The sequence below is a fragment of the Streptomyces sp. NPDC006339 genome, from assembly GCF_040612775.1.
In the GTDB taxonomy this organism is placed as follows: Bacteria; Actinomycetota; Actinomycetes; order Streptomycetales; family Streptomycetaceae; genus Streptomyces.
Genome location: NZ_JBEXQW010000031.1, coordinates 52,488 through 78,505, shown reverse-complemented (window position 1 = coordinate 78,505; position 26,018 = coordinate 52,488). Strand labels below are relative to the sequence as shown.

The following is a 26,018-nucleotide window of genomic DNA, read 5'->3' as shown; positions in this document are numbered from 1 at the left end:
TAAAGGGAGGTTCCATGAAACTGTCCCGATTCACGGCTTTTTCGTCCTCGCTCCTGCTCGGCGCCGTCCTCGCCCTCACCGGGGCGGGCGCCGCCCAGGCCGCCGAGTCCGCCGCGCTCGACTACGTGGCGCTCGGCGACTCGTACTCGTCGGGTGTCGGTGCCGGCAGCTACGACAGCGCGAGCGGCAACTGCAAGCGCTCCACCAAGGCGTATCCGGTGCTCTGGAAGAACGCGAACGCCCCCTCCTCCTTCGCGTTCACCGCTTGCTCGGGCGCCCGAACGGGTGATGTCACGGCCGGTCAGCTCGGACCGCTCTCCACCGCCACCGACCTGGTCTCTCTCACCGTCGGCGGCAACGACGCCGGTTTCGCGGACGTCATGACCACCTGTGTCACCCAGTCCGAATCCGCCTGCATCAGCCGTATCAATCAGGCCAAGGCGTACGTGGACACCACCCTGCCCGGCAAGCTCGACTCCGTGTACTCGGCCATCCGGAGCAAGGCCCCCAACGCCCGCGTCGTCGTGCTCGGCTACCCCCGCTTCTACAAGCTCGACGGCAACTGCGTCGCCGGCCTGAGCGAGAACGAACGGCGCGCCATCAACGACGCCTCCGACTACCTCAACGCGGCCACCGCCAAGCGCGCCGCCGACCACGGCTACACCTTCGCGAGCGTGGTCTCCGCCTTCACCGGCCACGAGATCTGCTCCGGCGCGTCATGGCTGCACAGCGTCAACTGGCTCAACATCGGGGAGTCCTACCACCCCACCGCCGCCGGCCAGTCCGGCGGCTACCTTCCGCCGTTCAACGCGGCGGACGGCGCGTAGCCGGGCCGCCGCCCGCGGCCGGGGAGCCGGTCCCGTCCGACGGCGTCGCCGACGACGGCGGGGTCGACGGCGGGGCCGTCTCCTCACAGGTCACCGAGAACGCCACCCAGTTGGACTGCCGGGCGACCGGCTCACGGACCTCCATCCGGATCCGGTCGCTCACGTCCGCACCCGCCCCGTAGTCCGACTGCGTGCGCGGCACCTGCTGCTCGGTGGGACCGCCCGCCGGGAACTCCAGCGTCTGCCACCCCGGGTCCTGGCCCTCCCCGCTCTCCGTCACCCAGCGGTACGCGACGGTGGCCGGCGTCCGGTCCACCGTGACCGTCGCGGTGAACTCCGGCGCCCGTTCCTCCGGCGGCGGACACGCCCCCTCGTAGCTGTCCCGCACCGCCCGGACGAACAGCAGCACCGACACCGGCGGCGTCGTCGACGGACTCGGCGCGACGCTCGTCGTCGCCGTCGTGGGCGGGGGCGTCGTGGGCGCCTCGGTCGTCGGCGCGCTCGTCGTGACCGGCGGCACCGGCGCCGTCCCGTCCGGGCCGGTGTCCCGCAGCGCCGCGTACGTCAGGGCGCCGGCCAGCAGGAGCAGCGCGGCGAGCGCGGCGAGCAGCGCACCTCTCTTCCGCGACCGGCGCGCGGGCCCGAGTTCCGTCCCCGGCGCGGGTAGAGGCGCGGTCGCCCCATGGCCCACGGGCCCGGTGGGACCCTCCTCCCAGGAGCCGACGGGCAGCGGCACCGGAGCCGTCGGCGGCTCGGTGCGGGGGGTGCCGCCCGCCCCGATGAGCCGCAGCCGCTCCTCCGCCGTCTCCGCCGGAAGCCGCTGCTCCGGGTCCTTGCGCAACAGCCCCTCGATCACCGGGGCCAGCGCCCCGGCGTGCGCGGGCGGCGCGGGCTCCTCGTCCACCACCGTCCGCAGGGTGTCGAGCGCGGTCTCCCGGCGGAACGGCGAGACGCCCTCCACGGCGGCGTACAGAAGCACACCGAGGGACCAGAGATCCGCCGCGGGCCCCGGCGTGCGCCCCAGCGCGCGTTCGGGCGCGAGGTACTCGGGCGAGCCGATGAGCTCGCCGGTCATCGTGAGCGGGGAGGTCCCCGCGACGGCCGCGATCCCGAAGTCGGTGAGCACCACCCGGCCGTCGTTGGACAGCAGGACGTTGGCCGGTTTCACATCCCGGTGCAGCACCCCCGCCGCGTGCGCGGCCCGCAGCGCGGCGAGCACCTCGGCCCCCACGTGCGCCGCCCGCCGGGGCGGCAGCGGGCCCTCCGCCTCCAGCGTCTCGGCCAGGGTCAGACCGCGGACCAGCTCCATCACGATCCAGGGGCGGCCGTCGTCCAGGGCCACGTCGTAGACGGTGACGACGTTGCGGTGGGCGATCCGGGCGGCGGACCTGGCCTCCCGCTCCAGCCGGGCGAACAGCCGCTCGCGGTCCTCCGTGGGCAGCCCGGCCGGCGCGCGGACCTCCTTGACGGCGACCTCCCGGCCCAGGAGCTCGTCCCGGGCGCGCCAGACGGTGCCCATACCGCCCTCGCCGAGCACGTCGAGCAGCCGGTAACGACCCGCGATGACCGTCATCACTCCACGGTAACCGAGCCGCGCGGATTTTGGTGGCGGAGATCACACCCGGTCGAAGGCCCGCTGGTGGCGGCCGTGCGTGCAGGATGGTTCGTGACGGTTCGACAGGTGTGCGAGCGCTGTCCAACTCTCCCTGGAAGCAGATGGATTCGGACAGTGATCGTCAACCCCCGTACGTGAGCGGTGAATCCTGCGGCCGGAATACACGGGTGTCGTAGCGGAGCGATAGGGTTAACCTGCCCGGGCCGGGTGCCCTCGTACGGGTGGGGAGTGACATGGAACAGATAACGATGCGCAGCAGGCCGCGTGTGCCTGCCATCACCTGCGGGAGCAGCGCGACCAGTTCGCGCCTCGACCGCCATCTCGCGGTGCTCGGCGGTCCCGCCGTGCCGCAGCGCGAGGCGGCCGAAGCGACGCTGCTCATGCGGGAACTGACGACGCGTACGCGTGAGGTGCCGGTGCACGGTCACCGCAGCCGCAGTGCGCGGGTCTCGCTCTTCGCCCCGCTGCGCCGACTGCGCCGCTCGCTGTTCGGCAGCCACGGCTGACGGGCCGTCCGGGGCGGGCTCCCGCGTACCCCGAGGCACCGCTCCCGCCCGCACCCGCTCGGCCCACGGCCCGCTCCTGACCGCCCCGCCGGACGTGTCCCCGCCCGTCCGGCGCTTCCCCTTGTCCGGCGCTTCCTCGCGTCCGGGCTGCCCCGGCGTGTGTGGACCGTCGCCGAGGGGTCAGGTGCGGGCGTAGCGCCCGACCGCCGCCGGAGCGCACAGCGCGATCAGCGCGAGCGACCACAGCAGCGCCCCGGCGACCGGATGCGTCACCGGCCAGGCCGCGTCCGCCGGCACGGACGCGTGTCCGCACAGCTCCCGCACGGCGGTCGTCACCGCCGAGATCGGGTTCCACTCCGCGACCGTGCGCAGCCAGCCCGGCATCCCGTCGGTCGGGATGTACGCGTTGGAGAGCAGCGGCAGCATGAAGGTGGCGCTGCCGAGCTGGCCCGCCGCCTCCTCGCTGCGGGAGGCGAGGCCGAGCAGGATGCCCACCCAGGTCGCCGCGAAGCGGAAGAGCAGCAGCAGTCCGACGGCGGCCAGCACCTCCAGGGGCGTGCCCTCGATCCGCCAGCCCATCGCGAGTCCGACGAGCAGCAGCGGGACCATGCCGGCCGTGCTGGTCACCAGATCGGCCAGGGCTTGCCCGAGCGGCACCGCCGCCCTGCTGACCGGAAGGGTCCGGAGCCGTTCCGTCACGCCCCGGTGGGTGTCCTGGGCCGCCTGGAACATGCCGGTCATCACGCCGTTCGCGGCCGTCGCCACCAGCATGCCCGGCACCAGATAGGCCCGGTAGTCGGCGCCCGGCATGGCGAGGGCGCCGCCGAAGACGTAGCCGAAGAAGAGCAGGAAGACGATCGGCATGGTCTGGGTCATGACCGTGATCGCCGGGGCGCGCCGGATCCGCCGGAGGTGCCGGCCGAGGATCGCGGTGCCGTCGTGGACGAGGGTGTTCATGCGGCGGCCTCCGGGGTGAGGGCGGGACGGGGCGCGCGGCCGGTGAGGCGCAGGAACACCTCGTCGAGGGTGGGCGGCCGCAGAGAGGCGTCGAGCAGGGGGATCCCGGCCGCGTCGACCTCCCGCACGATCCGGGGCAGGGTGAGCGTCGGGTCCGTGGTGACCGCGCCGACCGTGCGGTGCTCGGCGTCCAGGACCGGTGCGGAGCCGGTGAGCCGGTCGAGCACGGCGGCCGCCTCCGGGAGGAACGAGGGGTGGGCGACCACGACCTGGGCGTAGTTGCCGATCAGCGCCTTCAGTTCGGCCGGGGTGCCCCGGTGGGCGGCACGGCCCTCGTCGACGAGGACGATCTCGTCGGCGAGCTGGTCGGCCTCCTCCAGATACTGCGTGGTCAGCAGCACGGTCGTGCCCTGGGACGCCAACCCCCGTACGGCGTCCCAGATCTCGCCCCTGCTGTGCGGGTCGAGGCCGGTGGTGGGCTCGTCCAGGAAGAGCACGCGCGGCCGCACGATCAGACTCGCGGCCAGGTCGAGGCGGCGGCGCATGCCGCCGGAATAGGTGCGGGCGGGCCGGTCGGCGGCCCCGGTGAGCCCGAACCGCTCCAGGAGCTCGTCGGCGCGGGAGCGCGGGGCGCGCAGCAGGCGGGCGAAGAGCCGCAGGTTCTCGGCGCCGGTCAGATCGCCGTCGACGGAGGCGTACTGCCCGGTGACCGCGATCCGCCGCCGCACCCCGGCCGGATCGCGCACCACGTCGCACCCGGCGACCCGGGCGCTGCCGGAGTCGGGGGAGACGAGCGTCGTGAGCACCCGGACGGCGGTGGTCTTGCCGGCCCCGTTGGGGCCGAGGACGCCGCAGACCCGGCCCTCGGGGACGGCGAGGTCGAGTCCGCGCAGCGCGTGGACCTCCCCGTACCGCTTCTGCAGACCTTCACTAAGTACAGCGTACGTAGTCGTCATGCGGTGACCCTAGCGCATTACGTACGGTGTACGTAACCGGGCGGGGGTGGAGAGCCTCATTACGATGGGGACGACGAGGTGATGAGATGGCGGGCCGAGCGGCCGAACCCGAAGTGATCTGGGCGCGCCCCGAGCGCACGGGCCGAGGCCCGAAACCGGCCTACAGCCGGGGGGACATCACGGACGCGGCCGTCCGCATCGCCGACGCCGACGGCATCGACGCCGTCTCCATGCGCCGGATCGCCGCCGAACTCGGCTGCGGCACCATGTCGCTGTACAACTACGTGCCGCGCAAGGAGGACCTGTACGAGCTGATGGTCGATCGGGTCAGCGGCGAGTACGAGTTCGGCGGCGGGCCCAGCGGCGACTGGCGGGCCGACATGCGGGCCGTGGCCCACGAGGCCCGGGGCATCCTGCGCCGCCACCCGTGGGTGATCCGGCTGATGACCACGGGATACGCCTTCGGGCCCAACGCCCTGCGCTTCCTGGAGCACTGCCTGGAATGCCTCGACGGGCTCGACCTGCCCGGCGGCACCAAGATCGAGCTGATCGCCACGGTCAACGGCACCGTGATGACCCTCGTGGCCAACGAACTCGCCCTCGCCGAACGGGCCCGCTCCCTGCCCTGGTCCGCGGAGCGCGAACAGGAGGTGCGCCGGGCGTACCTGGCGAGCCGACTGGCCACCGGCGCCTACCCGCACCTGACCGCCGCCTTCGCCGAGGCCGCCCCGCCGCCCGACGCGGAGGAGGTCTTCGTCCGGACGGTCGACCGGGTCCTCGACTCCTTCGTGAAGAGCTGAGCGCCGCCGCCGCTACCGCAGCCCCTCGCTACAGCAGGGCGAACTGCCCCTCGGGGCCCTCCTCCTGATGGTCCAGTACGGACGCGGGCCGGCGGGCCCCGTCCGGCACCGGCAGCACGCCCGCCTCCCGCAGGGCGCTCCGGCCCACCCCGGCCGCTCCCGCGCGCTCCGCCAGCGCCGCGCACTCCGGCGCCCGCCCGGCCAGCAGCGCCAGCACCGTGATCAGCTCCAGCAGCTCCGAGGTCCACTCCTGGGGCCAGGCGGCCGGGCCGATCGCCTCCAGACCGCCCGGCTCGGCGGCGGCGGTCCGCTGCGCGAACCACTGCTCCAGCATCCGCACACCACCGACCTCGAAGTCCCAGGCGCTCCGCGGCACGGGGGAGACACGGCCCTCGTCCAGGCTCAGGACCTCCGCCTCAGGGTCGTACCCGAGCCGCTCCGGCCGGGCCGGGATCGCCGCCCGCACATAGGGCCGGCGGCCGCCGGGCAGCCGGGGCCGCTCACCGCCCCGGGCGCCGCGCAGCTCCACCGCCATGAGCTCCCGGCCGAGCGCCACGCCCTCCGCCCACACCGCCGGGTCCTCCGGCAGCGGCACCCGGCAGCCCGCGGGGGAGGGGAGCGCCGCCGCCACCGCCCAGGCCAGCACGTCCGGGGCGGCGACCTCGTGCCCGTAGCGCGCGGTGAGCAGCGGCAGCAGGCCGGGCGCGAGATTCGGCTCCCGGCCGCCGGGGCGGCGGAACAGCGGGCGGATGCGGCCGGGACGGCCGGCGGGCGAGCGGCCGTCGGGAAGCGCGGCCGTCACCAGCAGCGCGGGACCGGCCGCGCCCGGCACATGACCCTGCTCGACGGCGAAGAGCTGCCGGTCGTCGGCGACCCGCCACAGCTCGGGCCGGGCGGTGTCGATCAGCCGGTGGTCCGGCAGCAGCCACTGCTCGTCGAACGGCCCGTACGCGAGCCGCACCGGCTCGGGGCAGGGCCCGGTCTCCCGCGCGAACCGCACGGTGCCGGTCCGCTGCCCGGGCAGCGCCGCCACCGAACTCGCGGGCGTCCGCGCCCGGCTCGGCCGGAACAACGCCTCCCGCTCCGCCCCCTCGGCCGCCACCAACCGGTCCCAGCGCGCCTTGAGCGTCCGCCGGTCCGGGGCCACGATCCAGGAGCGGCCCAGCCGCAGCGGCGCCACGGACCAGGGCATGAGGTCGTCCAGCAGCGGCACGTCGTCCGTGGGGGCGTCCGGTCCAGGGGCTCGGGTCACGCCCCGCATGCTAACGAGATCCCGCCCGCCCGCGGCCCCGGGACCGTCCTCCGCTCCCCGGACGGGCGGATCCACCGCCGGCGTCCCGGGCGGGCCTGGGGTGATCCGAGCCGGGTGCTGCCGGTGGGGCTCACGGGCCCGGCGTCGAGGCCGTCGCCGAGAGTGCCGGCGGGCGTGCGGTGTCCGTGGCGGAGGCATGGCCGGCGTCCTGGGCGCGTGCCAGCGCGGCCGAGGCCCGGGCGAAGCGGTCCGCGAGTCCCTTCCGGGCGGCCTCCTCGAGGAGAGGGCGCAGCTCGGCCGTCGCCGCCCGGGCGAGGCGGCGGGATTCCGCCCCGGCCCGCAGCATGGCGCCGTAGCCGGCGGCGGGTGCCGCGTCCGCCAGCAGGCCGTCCAGTCGCCGGGCGAGCTCCCGGCCGGCCCTCGCGGCCTCGCGCGCCGGCGGACCGGCCTCCGCCAAGGTCCGCAGCACGGCGGCCAGCTCCGTACCGTGCGGCCCCGGCCGGTTCTCCTCCCACGCGGCGCGGACCGCAGCCTCGGCCCGGTCGTGGTCCATGGCGGCCCGCGCGGCGGCGTCGCGCAGCCCGGTCGCGCGGCTCAGGAGCCGCGGGTCCACGCCCGCGAACGGCGGCAGTCTGCGGACGCCGCCGCCGACCAGCCCGGCGACGGACAGGAGCACACCGCCCCGGAGGAGTCCGTCGGTGAGCCGGCTCCGGAAGTCCGGCTGGTGGTGGCGGGCCATGTAGAGCTCGCCGCGATGCGTGCCCGCGGTGAACACCCAGCCGAACCGGCCCAGGGGTCCGCGATCGCACTCGATCGTCGCTTCGCGCGGGCCTTGGTCGAGGGGGTCCGCCCATCGGACCCGGCAGGTCCCGTCGGCCTTCGCGTCGAGCACGGCCAACTGGACCTTGTGCAGCGCGGGTGGGGCGGGCTCGGTCAGGTACAGCCCCGCCCATCCCGCCAGCAGCACCAGGCCGACGGCCGACACCCATCGGAAGAAGTGCCTGTGCCCCATCCCGCTCCCCCTGCGTCCTCGCTCCACCCGCCGTCCACCGGTGGGACCCCAGTCTGCCCGGTCCACCCCGCGCGGGGCAGGGTCAGCGGGCCTCCATCGTCACCGTGAAGGAGAAGCGGTCGCCGCGGTAGCGGATGCGGGCCACGTCGACGACGCGGCCCTCGGCGTCGTAGGTCACGCCCGTGTAGTGCAGGATCGGCGACAGCAGCGGCACGTCGAGCAGGGCGGCGGTCTCCGGGTCGGCGAGGCGGGCCTCCACGGTGTCGGTGATGCGGCTGATCCGGACGCCGACCACGTCCCGCAGCACCTTCGTCATCGGCCAGCGCTCCAGGTCGGCCGGGTCGATGCCGGCGGCGACCTCGGGGAGCACGGCGTTCTCCGCCCAGTTGGTGGGCTCGCCGCTCTCGCCGTCGGCGCGCAGCCGGCGGAAGACGGCGACCTCGCCGGTGCCGGGGAAGTACTCGGCGAGCTCGCCGGGGACCGGCTCGGTGCCGTGGCCGAGGACGGTGGTCCGCTCGCCGGACTGCTGGGCCACGATCGCGTCGATCGAGCCGAGCAGCCGGCGCGGGCTGGAGCGCCGGGCGCCCGGCTCGATGAAGGTGCCGCGCCGCCGGTGCCTGCTGATCAGGCCCTCCTCCTCCAGCTCCTTGAGGGCCTGGCGCATGGTCAGCACGCTGACCCCGTAGTGCGCGGCGAGCTGCTCCTCGGTGGGCAGCCGCAGCGAGGCGTCGGGGGTGCGGCCCAGTATGGAGGCGCGCAGCGACTGCGAGACCTGGTACCAGAGCGGCAGCTTCCGGTTCAGGACCAGCGAGTCGGGAGCGAAGGCGGTCACGGCTCTCTCCAACGACGACAATGAGACACCCGGCCGGATGTTACGGCTGTTTACGGCCGGAAGTGGCGCTCCAGACCCTGCCATACGTCGTCGTAGCCACGCTGCAGGTGGTCGGCGCCGGCCGCCTGGGCGGTGGCCGTGACCGGCCAGCGCGTCTCGAACATGAAGGCGAGGCCGTCGTCGATCTTCTGCGGCTTCAGCTCGGCGGCGCTGGCCTTGTCGAAGGTCTCCCGGTCGGGGCCGTGCGCGGACATCATGTTGTGCAGCGAGCCGCCGCCCGGCACGAAGCCCTCGGCCTTGGCGTCGTAGGCGCCCTCGATCAGGCCCATGTACTCGCTCATCACATTGCGGTGGAAGTACGGCGGCCGGAAGGTGTCCTCGCCGACCAGCCAGCGCGGGGCGAAGACGACGAAGTCGACGCCCGCGAGGCCGGGGGTGTCGGAGGGCGAGGTCAGCACCGTGAAGATCGACGGGTCCGGGTGGTCGTAGGAGATCGTCCCGATGACGTTGAAGCGGCGCAGGTCGTAGACGTACGGGGTGTGGTTGCCGTGCCAGGCCACGACGTCCAGCGGCGAGTGGTCGTAGGTCGCGGACCAGAGGTTGCCGCAGTACTTGTTCACCACCTCCACCGGGCCCTCGACGTCCTCGTACGCGGCGACCGGGGCCCGGAAGTCACGGGCGTTGGCCAGGCCGTTGGCGCCGATCGGGCCGAGGTCGGGGAGCTGGAACGGGGCGCCGTAGTTCTCGCAGACGTACCCGCGGGCCGTGTCGTCCAGGAGCTCCACGCGGAAGCGGACGCCGCGCGGGATCAGCGCGACCTCGCCGGGCTTCGCCGCGAGGTCGCCGAGCTCGGTGCGCAGCAGCAGGCCGCCGTGCTCGGGGACGATCAGCAGCTCGCCGTCGGCGTCGCTGAAGACCCGCTCCATCGGCGCGTTCGCGTGGTAGAGGTGCACGGCCATGCCGACCCGCTGGGCCGCGTCGCCGTTGCCGCCGAGGGTCCACAGACCGGCCAGCCAGTCCGTGCCGGGGGCCGGCTCCGGCAGCGGGTTCCAGCGCAGCCGGTTGGGGTCGGGGACGGTCTCGGTGAAGGGCGCGCTGCGCAGGGCGCCGTTGTCGATCCGGGTGAACGGCGGGTGCGCGGCCGAGGGGCGGATCCGGTAGAGCCACGAGCGCCGGTTGTGCGCCCGCGGCTCCGTGAAGGCGCTCCCGCTGAGCTGCTCCGCGTAGAGGCCGAGCGGCGCGCGCTGCGGCGAGTTCCGGCCCTCCGGGAGGGCCCCGGGGACGGCCTCGGAGCTGTGCTCGTTGCCGAAACCCGTGCTGTAGGTCAGCGCGTCGGCCGTCTTCCTCGCCTGTTCCGCGTTCATCGCCTGCTCCTGTCCTGACGCTCACAACAATCCTATGCATGACCGTAGGATTCCGCTGCCGCTCACGTCAACGGAATCGGGCCGGAGCTTTGCCGGGCCTCCTTGGACGCGGCCGGCGCACTGCGGGTTCCGGCGCGCGCCGCCCTACGGGTCCGTTCGGGGGATGCCCCGCCCGGCGCGTACCGGAGCGGCATGATGGTCCCCGTGCCCCAGCCCACCCCGAAGCCCTCACCCGCCCCGGGCCAGGCCCCGCTGCTCCGGCGCGCACCCGTCCAGCAGCGCAGCGCCGCACGCCTCGCCCGCATCCTCGACGCCTGCGCCGAGCTCCTCGACGAGACCGGCTACGAGCAGCTCAGCACCCGCGCCGTCGCCGCCCGCGCGGGCGTCCCCATCGGCTCCGTCTACCGCTTCTTCGGCAACAAGCGGGCCATGGCCGCCGCCCTCGCCCACCGCAACCTCGACAGCTACGCCGCCCGCATCACCGCCGGGCTCGCCGCGCTTCCGGAGGTGGACGCCACGGGGGCCATCGACACCGCCCTCGACGCCTACCTCGCCATGAAGCGGACCGTGCCCGGCTTCGCCCTCGTCGACTTCGGCATCCCCGCCCAGACCCCGCCGCCGGGCGAGACCGGCGACGAGGACCCCAACCGGCGGGTCGCCGAACGCATCCGCGACCTGCTCGCCGCGGCCCTCGACCGCCCCGCGGACGAGACCCTGCTGCGCAAGGTCCTCGTCTGCGTCGAGGCCACCGACGCCCTCCTCCGCCTCGCCTTCCGCACCGACCCGGCCGGCGACCCCGCGCTCGTCGCCGAGACCCGCGCCCTCCTCCACGCCTACCTCGCGCCCTCGCTCGGAGGCGAACCGGCCTGAGGGGCGCGCACACGGGGCTGTCGAACCTCCCTACCGGTCGGTATGCTCGCGCTTGCCCGCGCGCCACCGCCGCCGCCCCTGGGAGACCCCATGTCCTCCGCCCCGTCCACCGCCCTGCGCATCTGCCCCCTGTGCGAAGCGACCTGCGGACTGACCCTCACCCTCGACGACGGCAAGGTCACCGCCGCCCGGGGCGACCGCGACGACGTCTTCAGCCGGGGCTTCATCTGCCCCAAGGGCGCCGCCTTCCCCGAGGTCGACGCCGACCCCGACCGGCTCACCACCCCGCTGGTCCGCGAGAACGGAACCCTGCGCGAGGCCACCTGGGAGGAGGCGTTCGACCTCGTCGCCGCCCGCGTCCGCCCGCTGATCGAGGAGCACGGACCGAACGCCGTCGGCGTCGTCCTCGGCAACCCCAACGTGCACACCGTCGCCGGCGCCCTCTACCCGCCGCTGCTCCTCGGCGCCCTCGGCACCCGCAACCTCTTCACCGCCTCCACGGTCGACCAGATGCCCAAGCACGTCTCCAGCGGGCTGCTGTTCGGCGACGCCTTCGCCATCCCCGTACCCGACCTCGACCGCACCGACCACCTGCTGATGCTCGGCGCCAACCCGCTGGACTCCAACGGCAGTCTGTGCACCGCCCCCGACTTCCCCGGCCGCCTCAAGGCGCTGCGCCGCCGCGGCGGCACCCTCACCGTCGTCGACCCGCGCCGCACCCGCACCGCCCGGCTCGCCGACCGCCACCTCGCCCCCCGCCCCGGCACCGACGCCCTCTTCCTCGCCGCGGTCGCCCACACCCTCTTCGAGGAGGACCTGACCGACCTCGGCCCCCTCGCCGCCCATGTCGAAGGGGTCGACGAAGTCCGGTCGGCGCTACGGGACTTCAGCGCCGACGCGGTCGCCGCCGACTGCGACCTGGACGCCGAGGCCATCCGCGTCACCGCCCGCGAACTGGCCGCCGCGCCCACCGCCGCCGTCTACGGACGCATGGGTTCCTCCACCGTCGCGTACGGCACCCTCGGGAACTGGCTCGTCGACGTCCTCAACATCCTCACCGGCAACCTCGACCGGCCCGGCGGCGCCCTCTTCCCGCTCTCCGCGACCGCCCCCGCGCCCCGCCCGGCCGGACCCGGCAAGGGCTTCGCGCTCGGCCGCTGGAGCAGCCGGGTCTCCGGTCACCCCGAGGCCAAGGGCGAACTCCCGCTCGCCGCCCTCGCCGAGGAGATCGACACCCCCGGGGAGGGCCGCATCCGGGCCGTCGTCACCATCGCCGCCAACCCCGTCCTGTCCGCCCCGGACGGGCGGCGCCTCGACGCGGCCCTCGCCTCCCTCGACCTCATGGTCGCCGTCGACCCGTACCTGAACGAGACCACCCGGCACGCCGACGTCGTCCTGCCTCCGCCGCCGCCCTCCCAGAGCGCCCACTTCGACTTCGCCTTCAACGGCTTCGCCGTCCGCAACCAGGTGCGGCACACCCCCGCCGCCCTGCCGCTCGCCCCCGGCCGCATGGACGAGTGCGAGATCCACGCCCGCCTCGTCCTCGCCGTCTCGGGCATGCACGGCGCCCCGCCCTCGGCCGTCGACGAGCTCGCCGTCGACACCCTGCTCGCCAAGGCCGTCACCCAGGAGCACTCGCCCGTGTACGGCGAGGACCCCAAGGCCGTCGCCGCCCGCCTCACCGGCACCACCGGGCCCGAGCGGCGCCTCGACCTGATGCTGCGCCTCGGCCCGTACGGCCGCTCCCACGGGCTCGGCCTCGACGCCCTGCGCGCCGCCCCGAACGGCATCGACCTCGGCCCGCTCCAGCCGCGCCTGCCCGGGCTGCTCAAGACCCGCAGCGGCCGGATCGAGCTGCTGCCCGCGCCGATCGCCGCCGACCTGCCCCGGCTGCGCGCCGCGCTCGGCTCCGCGGCCGATCCCGGCACCCTCCGGCTCGTCGGGCGGCGCCATCTGCGCTCCAACAACAGTTGGCTGCACAACATCCCGGCGCTCGGCGGCGGCTCCAACCGCTGCACCCTCCAGATCCACCCGGAGGACGCGGCCCGGCTCGGCCTCGAAGCCGGCGCCGCCGCCCGGGTCAAGGGCGAGGGCGGCGAGCTGGAGGCCGAGGTGGAGATCACCGACACCGTGCGCCCGGGCGTCGTCAGCCTGCCGCACGGCTGGGGCCACGACCGCCCCGGCACCCGGCTCGGGGTCGCCTCCCGGCGGCCCGGCGTCAACGTCAACCAGCTCCTCGACGGCTCGCGGCTCGACCCCCTGTCGGGCACCGCCGTCCTCAACGGCTTCCCCGTCCACATCACACCGGTCCTGTGACCTGGGGTTTTGCTCGTATTGCTCACGCGTCAACGTCTTGTTAACGCCGAAAGGGGCCACCTACCGTCATCCGGACCGCCGCTCTGGCGGGAGTTCAAGGGTGAACGTGAGGTGTCCTCCCATGCTGACCATCCTCGGCTTCGCCATGATCGCGACCTTCCTGGTCCTGATCATGATGAAGAAGATGTCGCCGATCGCGGCGCTCGTGCTCATTCCCGCGCTGTTCTGCGTCGCCGTCGGACAGGGGGCCCAGCTCGGCGACTACGTCATCGAGGGCGTCGGCAAGCTGGCGCCCACGGCCGCGATGCTGATGTTCGCGATCGTCTACTTCGGCGTGATGATCGACGTCGGCCTGTTCGACCCGATCGTCCGCGGCATCCTGCGCTTCTGCAAGGCCGACCCGGTGCGCGTCGTGGTCGGTACGGCGCTGCTCGCCGCGATCGTGTCGCTGGACGGCGACGGCTCGACCACCTTCATGATCACGGTCTCGGCGATGTATCCGCTCTACAAGCGGCTCGGCATGAGCCTGGTCGTCATGACCGGTGTCGCGGCCATGGCCAACGGCGTGATGAACACCCTGCCCTGGGGCGGCCCCACCGCCCGCGCAGCGACCGCGCTCAAGCTGGACGCGGGCGACGTCTTCGTGCCGATGATCCCGGCACTCGGCTGCGGCCTGCTCTTCGTCCTCGCCCTCTCCTACGTCCTCGGCCGCCGCGAGCGCCGGCGCATCGGCTACCTCAGCCTGGACGAGGTGCTGGCCCCGCAGACGGAGACCGTCCTGGTCACGGCGGGCGGCGGGGCCGGCGGCGAGGCCGGTGCGGACTCCCGTACGGGCTCGGCCTCCGGCGCCGGCGCCGGTGACGGCGCCACGGGTGCCGGTTCCGGGCCGGCCGGGGGCGCGCCGGCCGAGGGCGTTCCGGCCGAGGAGGACGGCTTCCAGGGTCTCGACCCGCACCGCGCCACCCTGCGCCCCAAGCTGTACTGGTTCAACGCCGGGCTCACCGTCGCCCTGCTCACCGCGATGATCATGGAGCTGCTGCCGATCCCGGTGCTGTTCCTGCTCGGCGCCGCGCTCGCGCTCACCGTCAACTTCCCGCAGATGGCCGACCAGAAGGCCCGGATCGCCGCGCACGCCGACAACGTCCTCAACGTGGCCGGCATGGTCTTCGCCGCCGCGGTCTTCACCGGCGTGCTCACCGGCACCGGCATGGTCAAGCACATGGCCGACTGGCTCGTCGGCGCCATCCCGGAGGGCATGGGCCCGCACATGGCGCTGGTCACCGGCGTGCTGAGCCTGCCGCTCACGTACTTCATGTCGAACGACGGCTTCTACTTCGGCGTGCTGCCGGTCCTCGCCGAGGCGGGCGCGGCGCACGGCGTGTCGCCGCTGGAGATCGCCCGCGCCTCGCTCGTCGGGCAGGCGCTGCACATGTCGAGCCCGCTGGTTCCCGCGGTGTACGTGCTGGTCGGCATGGCGAAGGTCGAGTTCGGCGACCACACCCGCTTCGTGGTCAAGTGGGCGGCGCTGACCTCGCTGGTGGTGCTGGGGGCGGGGATCCTCTTCGGGATCATCTAGCCGGGGAGCGTCCCGGCGTCCGCCGCAGGGCCGGACGGGTGGAAGTCGGAGGGTGACACGGCACGGTGTCACCTTCCGTCGCCATGTGGTGACCAATAGTCAGATTATCGGCCTCATCGATCCGATATCGGTGTACGACTGGAGGAACCCCCATGACCGCTCCGTCCGTCCGTCCCCTGCTGTCGACCCTCGTCGCCGGCCTCGCCCTGGGCGCCGTGACCCTGGCAGGTGCGCCCGCCGCGTACGCGGCCCCGGGCGACGACGGCGACATCAAGGTGCACCGGAAGGGCACCCAGGAGCCCGACCAGAGCAACCACCCCCGGGTCTGCGAGTTCCACTTCGCGGCCTTCAACTTCAGGGACATCCCGGGCTCGCAGATCCGCTGGGACATCTACAACCAGCCCCCCACCAACAGCCAGTCGCTGCGTGACGGAGTCATTCCGCTCAACAGCGCCGGCACCGGCTACAGCCCCGACATGTCGCTGCCCGACGGCATGTACAAGGTCGAGGTGACCTGGACGGGCCAGATGGGCGCGAAGAAGAGCAAGGTCTTCCGGGTCGACTGCGAGAACGGCAACGGCGGGCCCGGCGGCGGGAACGGTCACAAGCCGCCGCACGGCCCGGTCGGAGCGGGCGGCGGCGGGTCCGCCGACCTCACCGGCTCCACCGGCGACGGCGCCGCCTTCGGCATCGGATCGGCCCTCGCCGCGGGTCTCGCGGGCACCGCGGGTCTGATCCTCATCCGCCGTTCGCGCCGCCGTGCCGATGGCGCCGCGTAGGTCCCACTCCCCGCGCGGGACGGCCTCCGCCCGCCGGGCCCCGGCTCCGGCTCCCGCTCTCGGACCGGTCCTGGGCCCGGTGGTCGGCCCCTTCCTGGCGCCGGCCCCGGCCGTGTCCCCGTCCTCGTCCCCGGACGGGCGCGGCCCGGGCCGGCCCCACCCGCGCGGGCCCGGGCGCCCGCGCGGCCGCACCACCCGCCGGCAGCGCCGGCTCCTCCGGCTCGCCCGGACCGTCGTCGTGACCGTGTCCCTGGTCGCCGGCGGCGTCTGGTGGGCCCAGGACGAGGAGCCGGCCGGCCCCGCGCTCGCCGCCGGGCCGGCCGCGCACGGCGCGGCGGCGCCGGCCGGGACCGCGCGGGACGACGGCCGGGGGCGCGCGGCCCCGGCGACCGCCGAGCCGTCCACCCCGCCGGCGCCCCTGGGCCGGTCCCGGCCCACCGCCCTGGCCGTCCCCGCGATCACCATCGAGGCCCCCGTGATCGACCTCGGCCTCGACGCCTCCGGGCGGCTCGCCACTCCGCCCGTCGACAACCCCCGGATCGTCGGCTGGTACGCGAACGGCGTCACCCCCGGAGAGCGCGGCACCGCCGTCGTCGTCGGCCACCGCGACACCCGCACCGGACCGGCGATCTTCATCAACCTCAACTCGCTCGCCCCGGGCAACACCGTCCGGATCGCCCGCGCAGACGGTCGCGTCGCCGTCTTCACGGTCGACCGGGTGCGGACGTACGCCAAGTCGGCCTTCCCCGACAAGGAGGTGTACGGCGCCGCGAACCGGCCCGAACTGCGCCTGCTCACCTGCGGCGGAAGCTTCGACCCCAAGGAGGGCTACGCCTCCAACATCGTGGTCTTCGCGCATCTCACGGGTGTCGAACGGAAGATCTGACCCCGCCCCGGCGGGCCGCGCCCCCTGTCGCGTGCCCTGCCGTGCTCCCGCCGTGTCTCCTGCCACGCGCCCGCCGGACCCGGCCGCTCCGCCCCGCCGCCCTCCCCGGCAAGGCGGAAACCGCCAGTTCGCGGGCGCCGCCGCTGTGCGGGCGGGCCGTGGACAGGGCGGGCGGCGGCGGGTGAGGATCGGTCCGCACGGGGCCCGCGGGCGAGAAGGGGCCTGGCGCCATAAAACTAACAGCGCTAGTTTGGGTCTGCCCGTGCCCCGACAGGCGAGGAGAGACAGCGCATGAAGGCCCACGACGCGATGTACATCGGCGGGGAGTGGCGCCCCGCCGCCTCCCCGGAGGCGATCGCGGTGATCGACCCGGCCACCGAGCAGGTCATCGGCCACGTCCCGGCCGGCACCGCCGAGGACGTCGACGCCGCCGTACGGGCCGCCCGCGCCGCCTTCCCCGGCTGGGCCGCAACCCCGCCCGCCGAGCGGGCCGCCCGGCTCGCCGCCCTGCGCGACGCGCTCGCCGCCCGCGCCGAGGAGATCGCCGCCACGGTCACCACCGAGCTCGGCGCCCCGCCGCAGCTCGCCGCCGCCGTGCACACCGGCCTGCCGATAGCCGTCGCCGGCTCCTACGCCGAACTCGCCGCCACCCACCCCTTCGAGGAGAAGGTCGGCAACTCGACCGTCTACTCCGAGCCGGTCGGCGTGGTGGCCGCGATCACGCCCTGGAACTACCCGCTGCACCAGATCGTCGCCAAGGTCGCCCCGGCCCTCGCGGCCGGCTGCGCGATCGTCCTCAAGCCCGCCGAGGACACCCCGCTCACCGCCCAGCTCTTCGCCGAGGCCGTCCACGAGGCCGGTGTCCCGGCCGGCGTCTTCAACCTCGTCACCGGTCTCGGCACGGTCGCCGGACAGGCCCTCGCCGAGCACCCGGACGTCGACCTCGTCTCCTTCACCGGGTCCACCGCCGTCGGCCGGAGGATCGGCGCCCTCGCCGGCGGCGCGGTGAAGCGGGTCGCCCTCGAACTGGGCGGCAAGTCCGCCAACGTCATCCTGCCGAGCGCCGACCTCGGCAAGGCCGTCGCCGTCGGCGTCGCCAACGTCATGTCCAACTCCGGCCAGACGTGCAGCGCGTGGACCCGGATGCTGGTGCATCGGGACCAGTACGACGAGGCGGTCCGGCTGGCCGCCGAGGCCGTCGCCAAGTACGTCCCCGGCGAGCGCGTCGGCCCCCTCGTCAACGCCCGCCAGCGCGACCGGGTCCGCGGCTACATCGAGCAGGGCGTCGCGGAGGGCGCCCGCATCGTCGCCGGCGGCCCCGAGGCCCCGCGCGAGACCGGCTACTACGTGGCCCCGACCGTCTTCGCCGACGTCACGCCCGAGATGACCATCGCCCAGGAGGAGATCTTCGGCCCGGTCGTCTCGATCATCCGCTACGAGGACGAGGCCGACGCGCTCGCCATCGCCAACGGCACCGTCTACGGGCTCGCCGGCGCCGTCTGGGGCGAGCCGGAGGAGGCCGTCGCCTTCGCCCGGCGCATGGAGACCGGCCAGGTCGACATCAACGGCGGCCGCTTCAACCCGCTGGCGCCGTTCGGCGGCTGGAAGCAGTCCGGCGTGGGCCGGGAGCTCGGCGCCCACGGACTCGCCGAGTACCTCCAGACCAAGTCCCTGCAGTTCTGAGTCCCCGCGGTGCCCGGCCCCGCGGTGCCCGGTCCGCGCGGCCCCGAGCCCCGTCCTCACCGAAGGAGCCCCACGCGTGATCCGCGCCGCCGTCCTGCCCGCCGTCGGCTCTCCCCTGGAGATCACCGGCATCGAACTGCCCGAGCCGGGACCCGGCCAGGTCCGGGTCCGCCTCGCCGCCGCCGGCGTGTGCCACTCCGACCTGTCGCTGTCCAACGGCACCATGCGGCTGCCCGTCCCCGCCGTCCTCGGCCACGAGGGCGCGGGCACCGTCGTCTCCGTCGGCGAGGGCGTCACCCATGTCGCCCCCGGCGACGGCGTGGTCCTCAACTGGGCCCCGTCCTGCGGCGTCTGCCACCCCTGCCGGCTCGGCGAGGTCTGGCTCTGCGCCGACGCGCTGACCGGCGCCGCGAACGTGCACGCCCGCACCGAGGACGGCACCGAGCTGCACCCCGGCCTCAACGTGGCGGCCTTCGCCGAGGAGACCGTCGTCGCCGCCAGGTGCGTGCTGCCGGTGCCGGACGGCGTCCCGCTCACCGAGGCCGCCCTGCTCGGCTGCGCCGTCCTCACCGGCTGGGGCGCGGTCCACCACTCCGCCCGGGTCCGGGCGGGGGAGACCGTCGCCGTCTTCGGTGTCGGCGGCGTCGGCCTCGCCACCCTCCAGGCCGCCCGGATCGCCGGGGCCTCGACGATCGTCGCCGTCGACGTCTCGCCCGCGAAGGAGGCCCTGGCCCGGGCCGCCGGCGCCACCGCGTACGTCGTCGCCTCCGAGACCACCGCCAAGGAGATACGGAAGCTGACGGGCGGTCACGGCGTCGACGTGGCCGTCGAGTGCGTCGGCCGGGCCGCCACCATCCGTGCCGCCTGGGACGCCACCCGGCGCGGCGGCCGCACCACGGTCGTCGGCATCGGCGGCAAGGACCAGCAGGTCACCTTCAACGCCCTGGAGATCTTCCACTGGGGCCGCACCCTGTCCGGCTGCGTCTACGGCAACTCGAACCCGGCCGAGGACCTGCCGGTCCTCGCCGAGCACATCCGCGCCGGCCGCCTCGACCTGAGCGCGCTGGTCACCGAACGCATCACCCTGGAGGGCATTCCGGCCGCGTTCGAGAACATGCTCGCGGGCAAGGGCGGCCGCGCACTGGTCGTGTTCTAGACGCGATCGGTGCACGCCCCGTACACGACCGGCCGGCGACCGGCCCGTCAGGACGCGTGCGCGACCGGCCCGTCAGGGCGCGTCCGCCGCTCCGGCCGAAGGCACCACGGGGGCCTTCGGCCGGGACCGGGACACCGCCACGCCCGCCAGGCACAGCGCGCCGCCGGCCAGCGTCAGCAGACCCGGCAGCTCGCCCAGGACCACCCAGGCCATCAGCACCACCAGGGCCGGCACCGCGTACGTCGTCGCGCCCATCCGGCCCGCCGTCGTACGGGCCAGGGCGTAGGCCCAGGTGGTGAAGGCCAGCGCGGTCGGGAACACGCCGAGGTAGACCATGTTGAGGGTCGCCGACAGCGGGGCCCGTGCCGCCTCCTCGACGAGCCGCCCCGCGAACGGCAGACAGGCCACGGTGCCCACCAGGCACCCGAAGGTGGTCACCTGGAGCGCGCTGCCGTGCGCCAGCGCCGGCTTCTGGGCGACCACACCCCCGGCGTACGCGACCGCCGCGAGCAGGCAGAGCGCCACCCCCAGCACCGAGGCGTGCCCCTGCCCGGAACCGGACATCGACAGGCCCACGGCCACCGCGCCCGCGAAGGACACGCCCATGCCGGCGAGCAGCCGGGGCGGCAGCGCCTCCTTCAGGAACCGGGCGCCGAGCAGGGCGATCAGGATCGGGCCGATGTTGACGACCATCGCGGCCGTGCCCGCGTCGACCTCCTGCTCGCCCCAGTTCAGCACCACCATGTACACCCCGAACCACAGCAGCCCGGACGTCAGGATGCCCGGCCAGGCGGCGCGCGGCGGCAGCCCCTCGCGCCGCACCAGGAGGACGGCGCCGAGGACGAGGGACCCGGCGAGGAGCCGTCCGAGAGCGAGGGCGCCGGGGGAGTAGGCGGCCCCCGCGCTGCGGATGGAGACGAAGGCGGAGGCCCACAGGACGACGGTGACACCGGCGGCGGCGAGCGCGAGACGGGAGGTTCGGATCGGCATGGGACGACCGTAGGGCGCGGACCGTTCGGCGTTCACCGCAATATCGCCCGGGGCCCTTCGGCTCGCCGCGAGCGTCAGCGCAGGGCGGCCGGCTCGATGCCCAGGGCCGCGTGCAGGGCCCGTTCCCCGTCCGCCGTCACCTTCACCGCGCGCTCGGACCCGATCCGTACGCACCAGCCGGCGTCCATCGCGTGCCGGCACAGGGCCGCGCCCGCGAGCCCGGCCAGGTGCGGCTTGCGCTCGGTCCAGTCCAGACAACCGCGCGCGAGCGGCCGCCGCCCCTTCGGGGCGAGGGGGATGCCGAGCTCCTCGAACCAGGCGAGACCGCCGTCGGTGAGCGCGAACCCGGTGTCCTGGCGCAGCAGCCCCCGTACGGTCATCGCCTCCGTGACGGCGATCCCGAGCCGCCCGGCCAGATGGTCGTAGCAGGTCCGCCCGCGCGCCATCGCCTGCCCGGCGCTCACCGCCCGCAGACCGCGCGGCGCCTCGGGCACGGCCGGCTCGGAGCGGGCGGCGAGGTCCTCGACGAGGTGCGCGATCCGGTGGTCGGCGAGCCGCACGTACCGGTGCCTGCCCTGCCGCTCCTCCGCGAGCACCCCGCCCGCGACCAGCTTGCCGAGGTGCTCGCTGGCGGTGGACGGCGCCACCCGCGCGTGCCGGGCCAGCTCCCCGGCGGTCCAGGCGCGCCCGTCGAGCAGGGCGAGCACGAAGGCGGCGCGGGTCTCGTCGGCGAAGAGGGCGGCGAGGGCGGCGAGGTCTTTGGGGGCCATGGCATCAGGGTGCCGCACCCACGCTTCGGCGGCGGCCGAACCGTGGAGCTTCCGGACGGAGTCAGTCGTACTGCTCGTACTGCAGCGCCAGCCCGTCGAGCAGCGCCCGCAGGCCCGTCTCGAACGCCCCCCGGTCGACCTTCTCGCGGCGCTCGGCGAGCAGGTGCGCCTGGCCGAGGTGCGGGTAGTCCGCGGGGTCGTAGGCGGTCTCGTCGTCGACGAAGCCGCGGGCGAAGGAGCCGAGGGCCGAGCCGGTGACGAAGTACCGCATGAGTGCGCCGATGTACGTGGCCTGGGCGGGCGGCCAGCCGGCGCGGACCATCGCGCCGAAGACCGCGTCGGCGACCTTCAGGCCGGCCGGGCGGCGGCCGGGGCCCTGGGCGAGGACGGGGACGATGTGCGGGTGGTCGGCCAGGGCGGCGCGGTAGGAGACCGCCCAGTCGTGGAGCGCCGTGCGCCAGTCCCGGGGGTCGTCCGGGGCGAACATCGACAGGTCGACCTTCGCGCTGACCGCGTCCGCGACCGCGTCGAGGATCTCGTCCTTGGTGCGGAAGTGGTTGTAGAGGCTGGGCCCGCTGACCCCGAGTTCGGCCGCGAGCCGCCGGGTGGAGAGGGCGGCGAGGCCCTCCGCGTCCACGAGCGCTCCCGCCGTCTCGACGATGCGTTCTCGGCTGAGCAGGGGCTTGCGCGGTCGGGCCATGGCGCACATAGTAGGCGTGCCCATGAAAACTAGCAGTGGTAATTAAACAAGGGAGTCACCCGGTGGATCTGGGGCTGAGCGAGGAGCAGCAGGCCGTACGGCAGCTCGCGGAGGACTTCGTCGCCCGCGAGGTCACCCCGCACGTCGTCGCGTGGGACCGCGCCGAGAACGTCGACCGGGCGATCGTGAAGAAGCTCGGCGCCGTCGGCTTCCTCGGCCTGACCCTCCCCGAGGAGTACGGCGGCTCCGGCGGCGACCACCTCTCCTACTGCCTGGTCACCGAGGAGCTGGGCCGCGGCGACTCCTCGGTCCGCGGCATCGTCTCCGTCTCCCTCGGCCTGGTCGCCAAGACCCTCGCCGCCTGGGGGAGCGAGGAGCAGAAGCGGACCTGGCTGCCCCGGCTCGCCTCCGGCGACGCCGTCGGCTGCTTCGGCCTCACCGAGCCGGGCACCGGCTCCGACGCCGGCAACCTCACCACCCGCGCGGTCCGCGACGGCGACACGTACGTCATCAACGGCGGCAAGACGTTCATCACCAACGGCACCTGGGCCGATGTCGTGCTGCTCTTCGCCCGCACCGGGGAGGCCCCCGGCCACCGGGGCGTCTCCGCCTTCCTGATCCCCGCCGACACCCCCGGCCTCACCCGCCGAGCCATCCACGGCAAGCTCGGCCTGCGCGGCCAGGCCACCGCCGAACTGGTCCTCGAGGACCTCCGCGTCCCCGCCGACGCTCTGCTCGGCCCGGCGGGCAAGGGCTTCTCCGTCGCCATGTCCGCCCTCGCCAAGGGCCGGATGTCGGTCGCCGCCGGCTGTGTCGGCATCGCCCAGGCCGCCCTCGACGCGGCGGTGCGCTACGCCGGGGAGCGCGAGCAGTTCGGCAAGCCCATCGCCTCGTACCAGCTCGTCCAGGAGCTCATCAGCGACATCGCCGTCGACGTGGACGCGGCCCGGCTGCTCACCTGGCGCGTCGCGGATCTGATCGACCGCGGCCAGGACTTCGCCACCGCCGCCTCCAAGGCCAAGCTGTACGCCTCCGAGGCCGCCGTCCGCTCGGCGAACAACGCCCTCCAGGTCTTCGGCGGCTACGGCTACATCGACGAGTACCCGGTCGGCAAGCTGCTGCGGGACGCCCGCGTGATGACCCTCTACGAGGGCACCAGCCAGATCCAGAAGCTGATCATCGGGCGGGCGCTGACGGGTGTGTCGGCGTTCTGACCCACCTGATCCACCCACAGCGCTAAGCGCTTGCTCACCTTCGTTGTATGGTGTTCGTCCTGGACGGCCCGAGAAGGAGTGTGCGATGAGCGCGGCGGAGGAGACGCCCGGCGGCGAGGACATGCCGTGGGGCGAGGTCACGCCCGAGGCCGCCCGGCGTCTGCTGGTCGCGGCCGTCGAGGCGTTCGCCGAGCGCGGCTATCACGCCACCACCACCCGGGACATCGCGGGCCGGGCCGGCATGAGCCCGGCCGCGCTCTACATCCACTACAAGACCAAGGAAGAGCTGCTCCACCGGATCAGCCGGATCGGCCACGACAAGGCCCTGGAGATCCTGCGGGCCGCCGCCGACGGCGAGGGCACGGCCGCCGAGCGGCTCGGCGACGCGGTGCGGTCCTTCGTCCGCTGGCACGCCGAGCGGCACACCACCGCCCGGGTCGTGCAGTACGAGCTCGACGCCCTCGGCCCCGAGCACCGCACCGAGATCGTGGCCCTGCGCCGCGAGTCGGACGCCACCGTGCGGCGGATCATCGACGAGGGCGTGGCGGCCGGCGAGTTCGACGTCCCCGACGTGCCCGGCACGACGGTCGCGGTGCTCTCCCTCTGCATCGACGTGGCGCGCTGGTTCAACACCCAGGGCCGGCGCACGCCCGACGAGGTCGGCGCGCTCTACGCCGACCTCGTGCTCAGGATGGTCGGCGCTCAGAAGAAGTAGCGGGAGACCGACTCGGCGACGCAGACCGGCTTGTCGCCGCCCTCGCGCTCCACGGTCACCGTCGCCGTCACCTGCACCCCGCCGCCGGCCTCCGTCACGTCGGTCAGCACCGCCGTGGCGCGCAGCCGCGAGCCGACCGGCACGGGGGCGGGGAAACGGACCTTGTTGGTGCCGTAGTTGATGCCCATCCGCATGCCCTCGACGCGCATGATCTGCGGGACGAGCGCCGGCAGCAGGGACAGCGTGAGGTAGCCGTGCGCGATCGTCCTCCCGAACGGGCCGGCGGCGGCGCGCTCCGGATCCACGTGGATCCACTGGTGGTCCCCGGTGGCGTCGGCGAACTGGTCGATCCGCTTCTGCTCGATCTCCAGCCAGTCGCTGTATCCCAACGGCTCGCCCACCCCGGCGCGGAGCTCCTCGGCGGAGGTGAAGATCCTCGGCTCGGCCATGTTCCCGCTCCCTCTCGTATGGAAGTTTCCAAGCGCTTGCTCAGCATGTGGGGCGAGCGGACTCCTGTCAACGGAACGGCGACGGTCCTGACGTAGGCTCGGCGGAATGCCGCAGATTCCCGAGAAGATCCACGAACTCACCGTCGGCCAGCTCTCCGCGCGCAGCGGGGCGGCCGTCTCGGCCCTGCACTTCTACGAGACCAAGGGCCTGATCAGCAGCCGCCGCACCAGTGGCAACCAGCGCCGCTACAGCCGCGACACCCTGCGCCGGGTCGCCTTCATCCGCGCCGCCCAGCGGGTCGGCATCCCCCTCGCCACCATCCGCGACGCCCTCGCCGAACTCCCCGAGGAGCGGACCCCCACCAACGAGGACTGGGCGCGGCTCTCGGCGGCGTGGCGCACCGAGCTCGACGAGCGGATCAAGCAGCTCGGCCGGCTGCGGGACCACCTGACGGACTGCATCGGCTGCGGCTGCCTGTCCCTGGAGAACTGCGTGCTCTCCAACCCCGACGACGTGTTCGGCGAACGCCTCACCGGCTCGCGCCTGATGCCGGAGCGCAAGGAGGCATAGGACGCCCCCGGCGGCGGACCAGGGAAAAGGAGCAGGGGCCCGCCACCCCCGTGGGCGGGTCCCTGCTCGGATCACGGCGAGTACGTCACTCGTACTCGGTGCCGCCCTTGCGGGTCAGATAGGCCGGGCTGACCGCCTTCGCGATCGCGCGGCCGCCGAGGACCGGGCTGTGGCGCTCGGTCACCGGGCGGATCACGACCCCCTCGCGCAGGTGCAGTGCACGGCCGGAGACCGTCTCCCCGCCGCTCGCGAGGGCGAGGACCGTGTCCAGGTCGAACGGTCCGGTGTACAGCCGTGGCACGAGCGGCAGTTCGCCCGGCTCCAGGACCTCGGCCGGGTCCAGCCAGCGGACCTGGCCGTCGACTTCGGCGGACACGTCGAACAGCGCGTAGCCGAGGCCGTCCTCGGCGCGGGCGTTCGCCCCGTACGCCAAGTCCTGCACCCCCGCCCCGTACACCTCGCCGAACAGGCCGACCCGGGTCGCGCCGAGCCGCTCGGCGAGCCGGGCCGCGACGGCGGGCAGACCGTGCCCGAGGACCGCGCGCCAGTACAGATTGCGCGGATCCTCCTTCAGGGCCAGGCTCTTGGCGCCGAAGCCCTTGGAGGAGACGAGGACCCGCTCCTCCCCGGCGAGATAGGTGACCAGGCAGGCCGTCCCGTGCAGCTTCTCGGTGAGGACGACCGGCTCGCCCGGCGCGAAGACGTCCGGGAAGCGGTGCAGGTTCTCGATGTCCACCCACGGCAGCAGGTCCGGCGCGGCCTCCACGTCCCCGCTCATGGTCGGCGGGACCGGCGGCGCCCACTTGGTGATCCCGAGCAGCTCCGCGAAGTCGGTCCCGTCCGCGGCCGCCTGCTTCAGATCCACGCCGTCGAGCGCCTTCGGCCGGCACACCAGCCCCTGGGACAGCTCCCCGCGCAGCCGCACCGCCTTCACCCGGTCCGACGCCTTCCCGGCCAGCCGCCCGGTAAGCCCGAGCTCCTCCACCAGCCCGGGCGGCAGCACCGCCTGCTCCGGGATGTAGAGCGCCACGTCACCGGTCCGGTAGATCCCCTTGGCGACCACCGCGCGATAGAGCCCGACCTGCGCGAGCTCCAGCGCGTCGGCGTTCGGGTGGTCGTGGACGGTCAGGGTCTCGGCGGTGACGCGCAGCGTCGACATGTCAGAACTCCGGTCGCTCGGTGTGGTGCGGTCGCGGTCGCGGTTTCGTTCGCGTTCTCATCG

At 74.3% G+C, this 26,018-nt stretch carries 25 protein-coding genes; 13 read left to right on the top strand and 12 right to left on the bottom strand.

Going from position 1 to position 26,018, the window contains the following annotated elements:
- Positions 1-14: 14 nt before the first annotated feature.
- Positions 15-827, top strand: a complete 813-nt coding sequence (locus ABZ135_RS24685; protein ID WP_356698417.1) for an SGNH/GDSL hydrolase family protein — start codon at positions 15-17, stop codon at positions 825-827.
- Here ABZ135_RS24685 and ABZ135_RS24680 read toward each other — a convergent pair.
- The gene (locus ABZ135_RS24680) at positions 805-2,400 is read right to left on the bottom strand and encodes a protein kinase (RefSeq protein ID WP_356698416.1); all 1,596 of its coding nucleotides are present in this window, start codon (positions 2,398-2,400) and stop codon (positions 805-807) included. The genes ABZ135_RS24685 and ABZ135_RS24680 overlap by 23 nt on opposite strands.
- Positions 2,401-2,675: 275 nt before the next feature.
- Between ABZ135_RS24680 and ABZ135_RS24675 the strand changes: the two genes are divergently transcribed.
- Positions 2,676-2,948 carry a hypothetical protein gene (locus tag ABZ135_RS24675; protein WP_356698415.1) on the top strand — a complete coding sequence of 91 codons (273 nt, stop codon included), beginning with the start codon at positions 2,676-2,678 and terminating at the stop codon, positions 2,946-2,948.
- Positions 2,949-3,128: 180 nt separating this feature from the next.
- On the opposite strand, the gene ABZ135_RS24670 is transcribed toward ABZ135_RS24675, so the two are convergent.
- Both ABZ135_RS24670 and ABZ135_RS24665 read right to left on the bottom strand, forming a co-directional pair.
- A complete protein-coding gene (locus ABZ135_RS24670; RefSeq protein ID WP_356698414.1) occupies positions 3,129-3,905 on the bottom strand; it encodes an ABC transporter permease in 777 nt (258 codons plus the stop codon).
- Entirely contained in the window at positions 3,902-4,861 is a 960-nt protein-coding gene (locus tag ABZ135_RS24665; RefSeq protein ID WP_356698413.1) for an ATP-binding cassette domain-containing protein, read from the bottom strand. The genes ABZ135_RS24670 and ABZ135_RS24665 overlap by 4 nt, the downstream gene beginning before the upstream one ends.
- 86 nt (positions 4,862-4,947) lie before the next feature.
- Between ABZ135_RS24665 and ABZ135_RS24660 the strand changes: the two genes are divergently transcribed.
- Complete coding sequence (locus ABZ135_RS24660; RefSeq protein ID WP_356698412.1) at positions 4,948-5,661, top strand: TetR/AcrR family transcriptional regulator; 714 nt, start codon at positions 4,948-4,950, stop codon at positions 5,659-5,661.
- Positions 5,662-5,689: 28 nt separating this feature from the next.
- Here the strand turns inward: ABZ135_RS24660 and ABZ135_RS24655 are convergent, their stop codons facing one another.
- The 4 genes from ABZ135_RS24655 to hmgA form a co-directional block, all read right to left on the bottom strand.
- Entirely contained in the window at positions 5,690-6,922 is a 1,233-nt protein-coding gene (locus ABZ135_RS24655) for a type ISP restriction/modification enzyme (RefSeq protein ID WP_356698411.1), read from the bottom strand.
- 121 nt (positions 6,923-7,043) lie between these two features.
- Entirely contained in the window at positions 7,044-7,925 is an 882-nt protein-coding gene (locus ABZ135_RS24650) for a hypothetical protein (RefSeq protein WP_356698410.1), read from the bottom strand.
- Between the two features lie 82 nt (positions 7,926-8,007).
- The gene (locus ABZ135_RS24645; protein WP_356698409.1) at positions 8,008-8,757 is read right to left on the bottom strand and encodes a GntR family transcriptional regulator; all 750 of its coding nucleotides are present in this window, start codon (positions 8,755-8,757) and stop codon (positions 8,008-8,010) included.
- Positions 8,758-8,807: 50 nt separating this feature from the next.
- Positions 8,808-10,121 carry a homogentisate 1,2-dioxygenase gene (gene hmgA, locus ABZ135_RS24640; RefSeq protein WP_356698408.1) on the bottom strand — a complete coding sequence of 438 codons (1,314 nt, stop codon included), beginning with the start codon at positions 10,119-10,121 and terminating at the stop codon, positions 8,808-8,810.
- A 195-nt stretch (positions 10,122-10,316) separates the two neighbouring features.
- Between hmgA and ABZ135_RS24635 the strand changes: the two genes are divergently transcribed.
- From ABZ135_RS24635 to ABZ135_RS24605, 7 genes are all read left to right on the top strand, one after another.
- Entirely contained in the window at positions 10,317-10,991 is a 675-nt protein-coding gene (locus tag ABZ135_RS24635) for a TetR/AcrR family transcriptional regulator (RefSeq protein WP_356698437.1), read from the top strand.
- Between the two features lie 90 nt (positions 10,992-11,081).
- Positions 11,082-13,307 (top strand): molybdopterin oxidoreductase family protein, encoded by a 2,226-nt coding sequence (locus ABZ135_RS24630; protein ID WP_356698407.1) that lies wholly within the window; start codon positions 11,082-11,084, stop codon positions 13,305-13,307.
- 121 nt (positions 13,308-13,428) lie between these two features.
- Positions 13,429-14,883, top strand: a complete 1,455-nt coding sequence (locus ABZ135_RS24625) for a citrate:proton symporter (protein ID WP_356698406.1) — start codon at positions 13,429-13,431, stop codon at positions 14,881-14,883.
- 152 nt (positions 14,884-15,035) lie between these two features.
- Complete coding sequence (locus ABZ135_RS24620) at positions 15,036-15,662, top strand: hypothetical protein (protein WP_356698405.1); 627 nt, start codon at positions 15,036-15,038, stop codon at positions 15,660-15,662.
- Between the two features lie 238 nt (positions 15,663-15,900).
- A complete protein-coding gene (locus ABZ135_RS24615) occupies positions 15,901-16,548 on the top strand; it encodes a class F sortase (RefSeq protein WP_356698436.1) in 648 nt (215 codons plus the stop codon).
- A 291-nt stretch (positions 16,549-16,839) separates the two neighbouring features.
- Positions 16,840-18,231 carry an aldehyde dehydrogenase family protein gene (locus ABZ135_RS24610; RefSeq protein ID WP_356698404.1) on the top strand — a complete coding sequence of 464 codons (1,392 nt, stop codon included), beginning with the start codon at positions 16,840-16,842 and terminating at the stop codon, positions 18,229-18,231.
- Positions 18,232-18,307: 76 nt separating this feature from the next.
- Positions 18,308-19,387, top strand: a complete 1,080-nt coding sequence (locus tag ABZ135_RS24605) for a zinc-binding dehydrogenase (RefSeq protein ID WP_356698403.1) — start codon at positions 18,308-18,310, stop codon at positions 19,385-19,387.
- 72 nt (positions 19,388-19,459) lie between these two features.
- Here ABZ135_RS24605 and ABZ135_RS24600 read toward each other — a convergent pair whose 3' ends face one another.
- The 3 genes from ABZ135_RS24600 to ABZ135_RS24590 form a co-directional block, all read right to left on the bottom strand.
- The gene (locus ABZ135_RS24600; protein WP_356698402.1) at positions 19,460-20,377 is read right to left on the bottom strand and encodes a DMT family transporter; all 918 of its coding nucleotides are present in this window, start codon (positions 20,375-20,377) and stop codon (positions 19,460-19,462) included.
- 74 nt (positions 20,378-20,451) lie between these two features.
- Positions 20,452-21,147 carry a winged helix-turn-helix domain-containing protein gene (locus ABZ135_RS24595; protein WP_356698401.1) on the bottom strand — a complete coding sequence of 232 codons (696 nt, stop codon included), beginning with the start codon at positions 21,145-21,147 and terminating at the stop codon, positions 20,452-20,454.
- Positions 21,148-21,208: 61 nt separating this feature from the next.
- Complete coding sequence (locus tag ABZ135_RS24590; protein ID WP_356698400.1) at positions 21,209-21,847, bottom strand: TetR/AcrR family transcriptional regulator; 639 nt, start codon at positions 21,845-21,847, stop codon at positions 21,209-21,211.
- Positions 21,848-21,909: 62 nt separating this feature from the next.
- Here ABZ135_RS24590 and ABZ135_RS24585 point away from each other — a divergent pair, with 62 nt between their 5' ends.
- Both ABZ135_RS24585 and ABZ135_RS24580 read left to right on the top strand, forming a co-directional pair.
- Complete coding sequence (locus ABZ135_RS24585; RefSeq protein WP_356698399.1) at positions 21,910-23,061, top strand: acyl-CoA dehydrogenase family protein; 1,152 nt, start codon at positions 21,910-21,912, stop codon at positions 23,059-23,061.
- Between the two features lie 85 nt (positions 23,062-23,146).
- Entirely contained in the window at positions 23,147-23,776 is a 630-nt protein-coding gene (locus ABZ135_RS24580) for a TetR/AcrR family transcriptional regulator (RefSeq protein WP_356698398.1), read from the top strand.
- On the opposite strand, the gene ABZ135_RS24575 is transcribed toward ABZ135_RS24580, so the two are convergent.
- Positions 23,764-24,225: a MaoC family dehydratase gene (locus ABZ135_RS24575; protein WP_356698397.1), complete on the bottom strand. Its 462-nt coding sequence runs from the start codon at positions 24,223-24,225 to the stop codon at positions 23,764-23,766. The two genes, ABZ135_RS24580 and ABZ135_RS24575, sit on opposite strands and share 13 nt — an antisense overlap.
- Before the next feature lie 106 nt (positions 24,226-24,331).
- Here ABZ135_RS24575 and soxR point away from each other — a divergent pair, with 106 nt between their 5' ends.
- Positions 24,332-24,796 carry a redox-sensitive transcriptional activator SoxR gene (gene soxR, locus ABZ135_RS24570; RefSeq protein ID WP_356698396.1) on the top strand — a complete coding sequence of 155 codons (465 nt, stop codon included), beginning with the start codon at positions 24,332-24,334 and terminating at the stop codon, positions 24,794-24,796.
- An 85-nt stretch (positions 24,797-24,881) separates the two neighbouring features.
- Here soxR and ABZ135_RS24565 read toward each other — a convergent pair whose 3' ends face one another.
- The gene (locus tag ABZ135_RS24565) at positions 24,882-25,955 is read right to left on the bottom strand and encodes an RNA ligase (ATP) (protein WP_356698395.1); all 1,074 of its coding nucleotides are present in this window, start codon (positions 25,953-25,955) and stop codon (positions 24,882-24,884) included.
- Between the last annotated feature and the right edge of the window lie 63 nt (positions 25,956-26,018).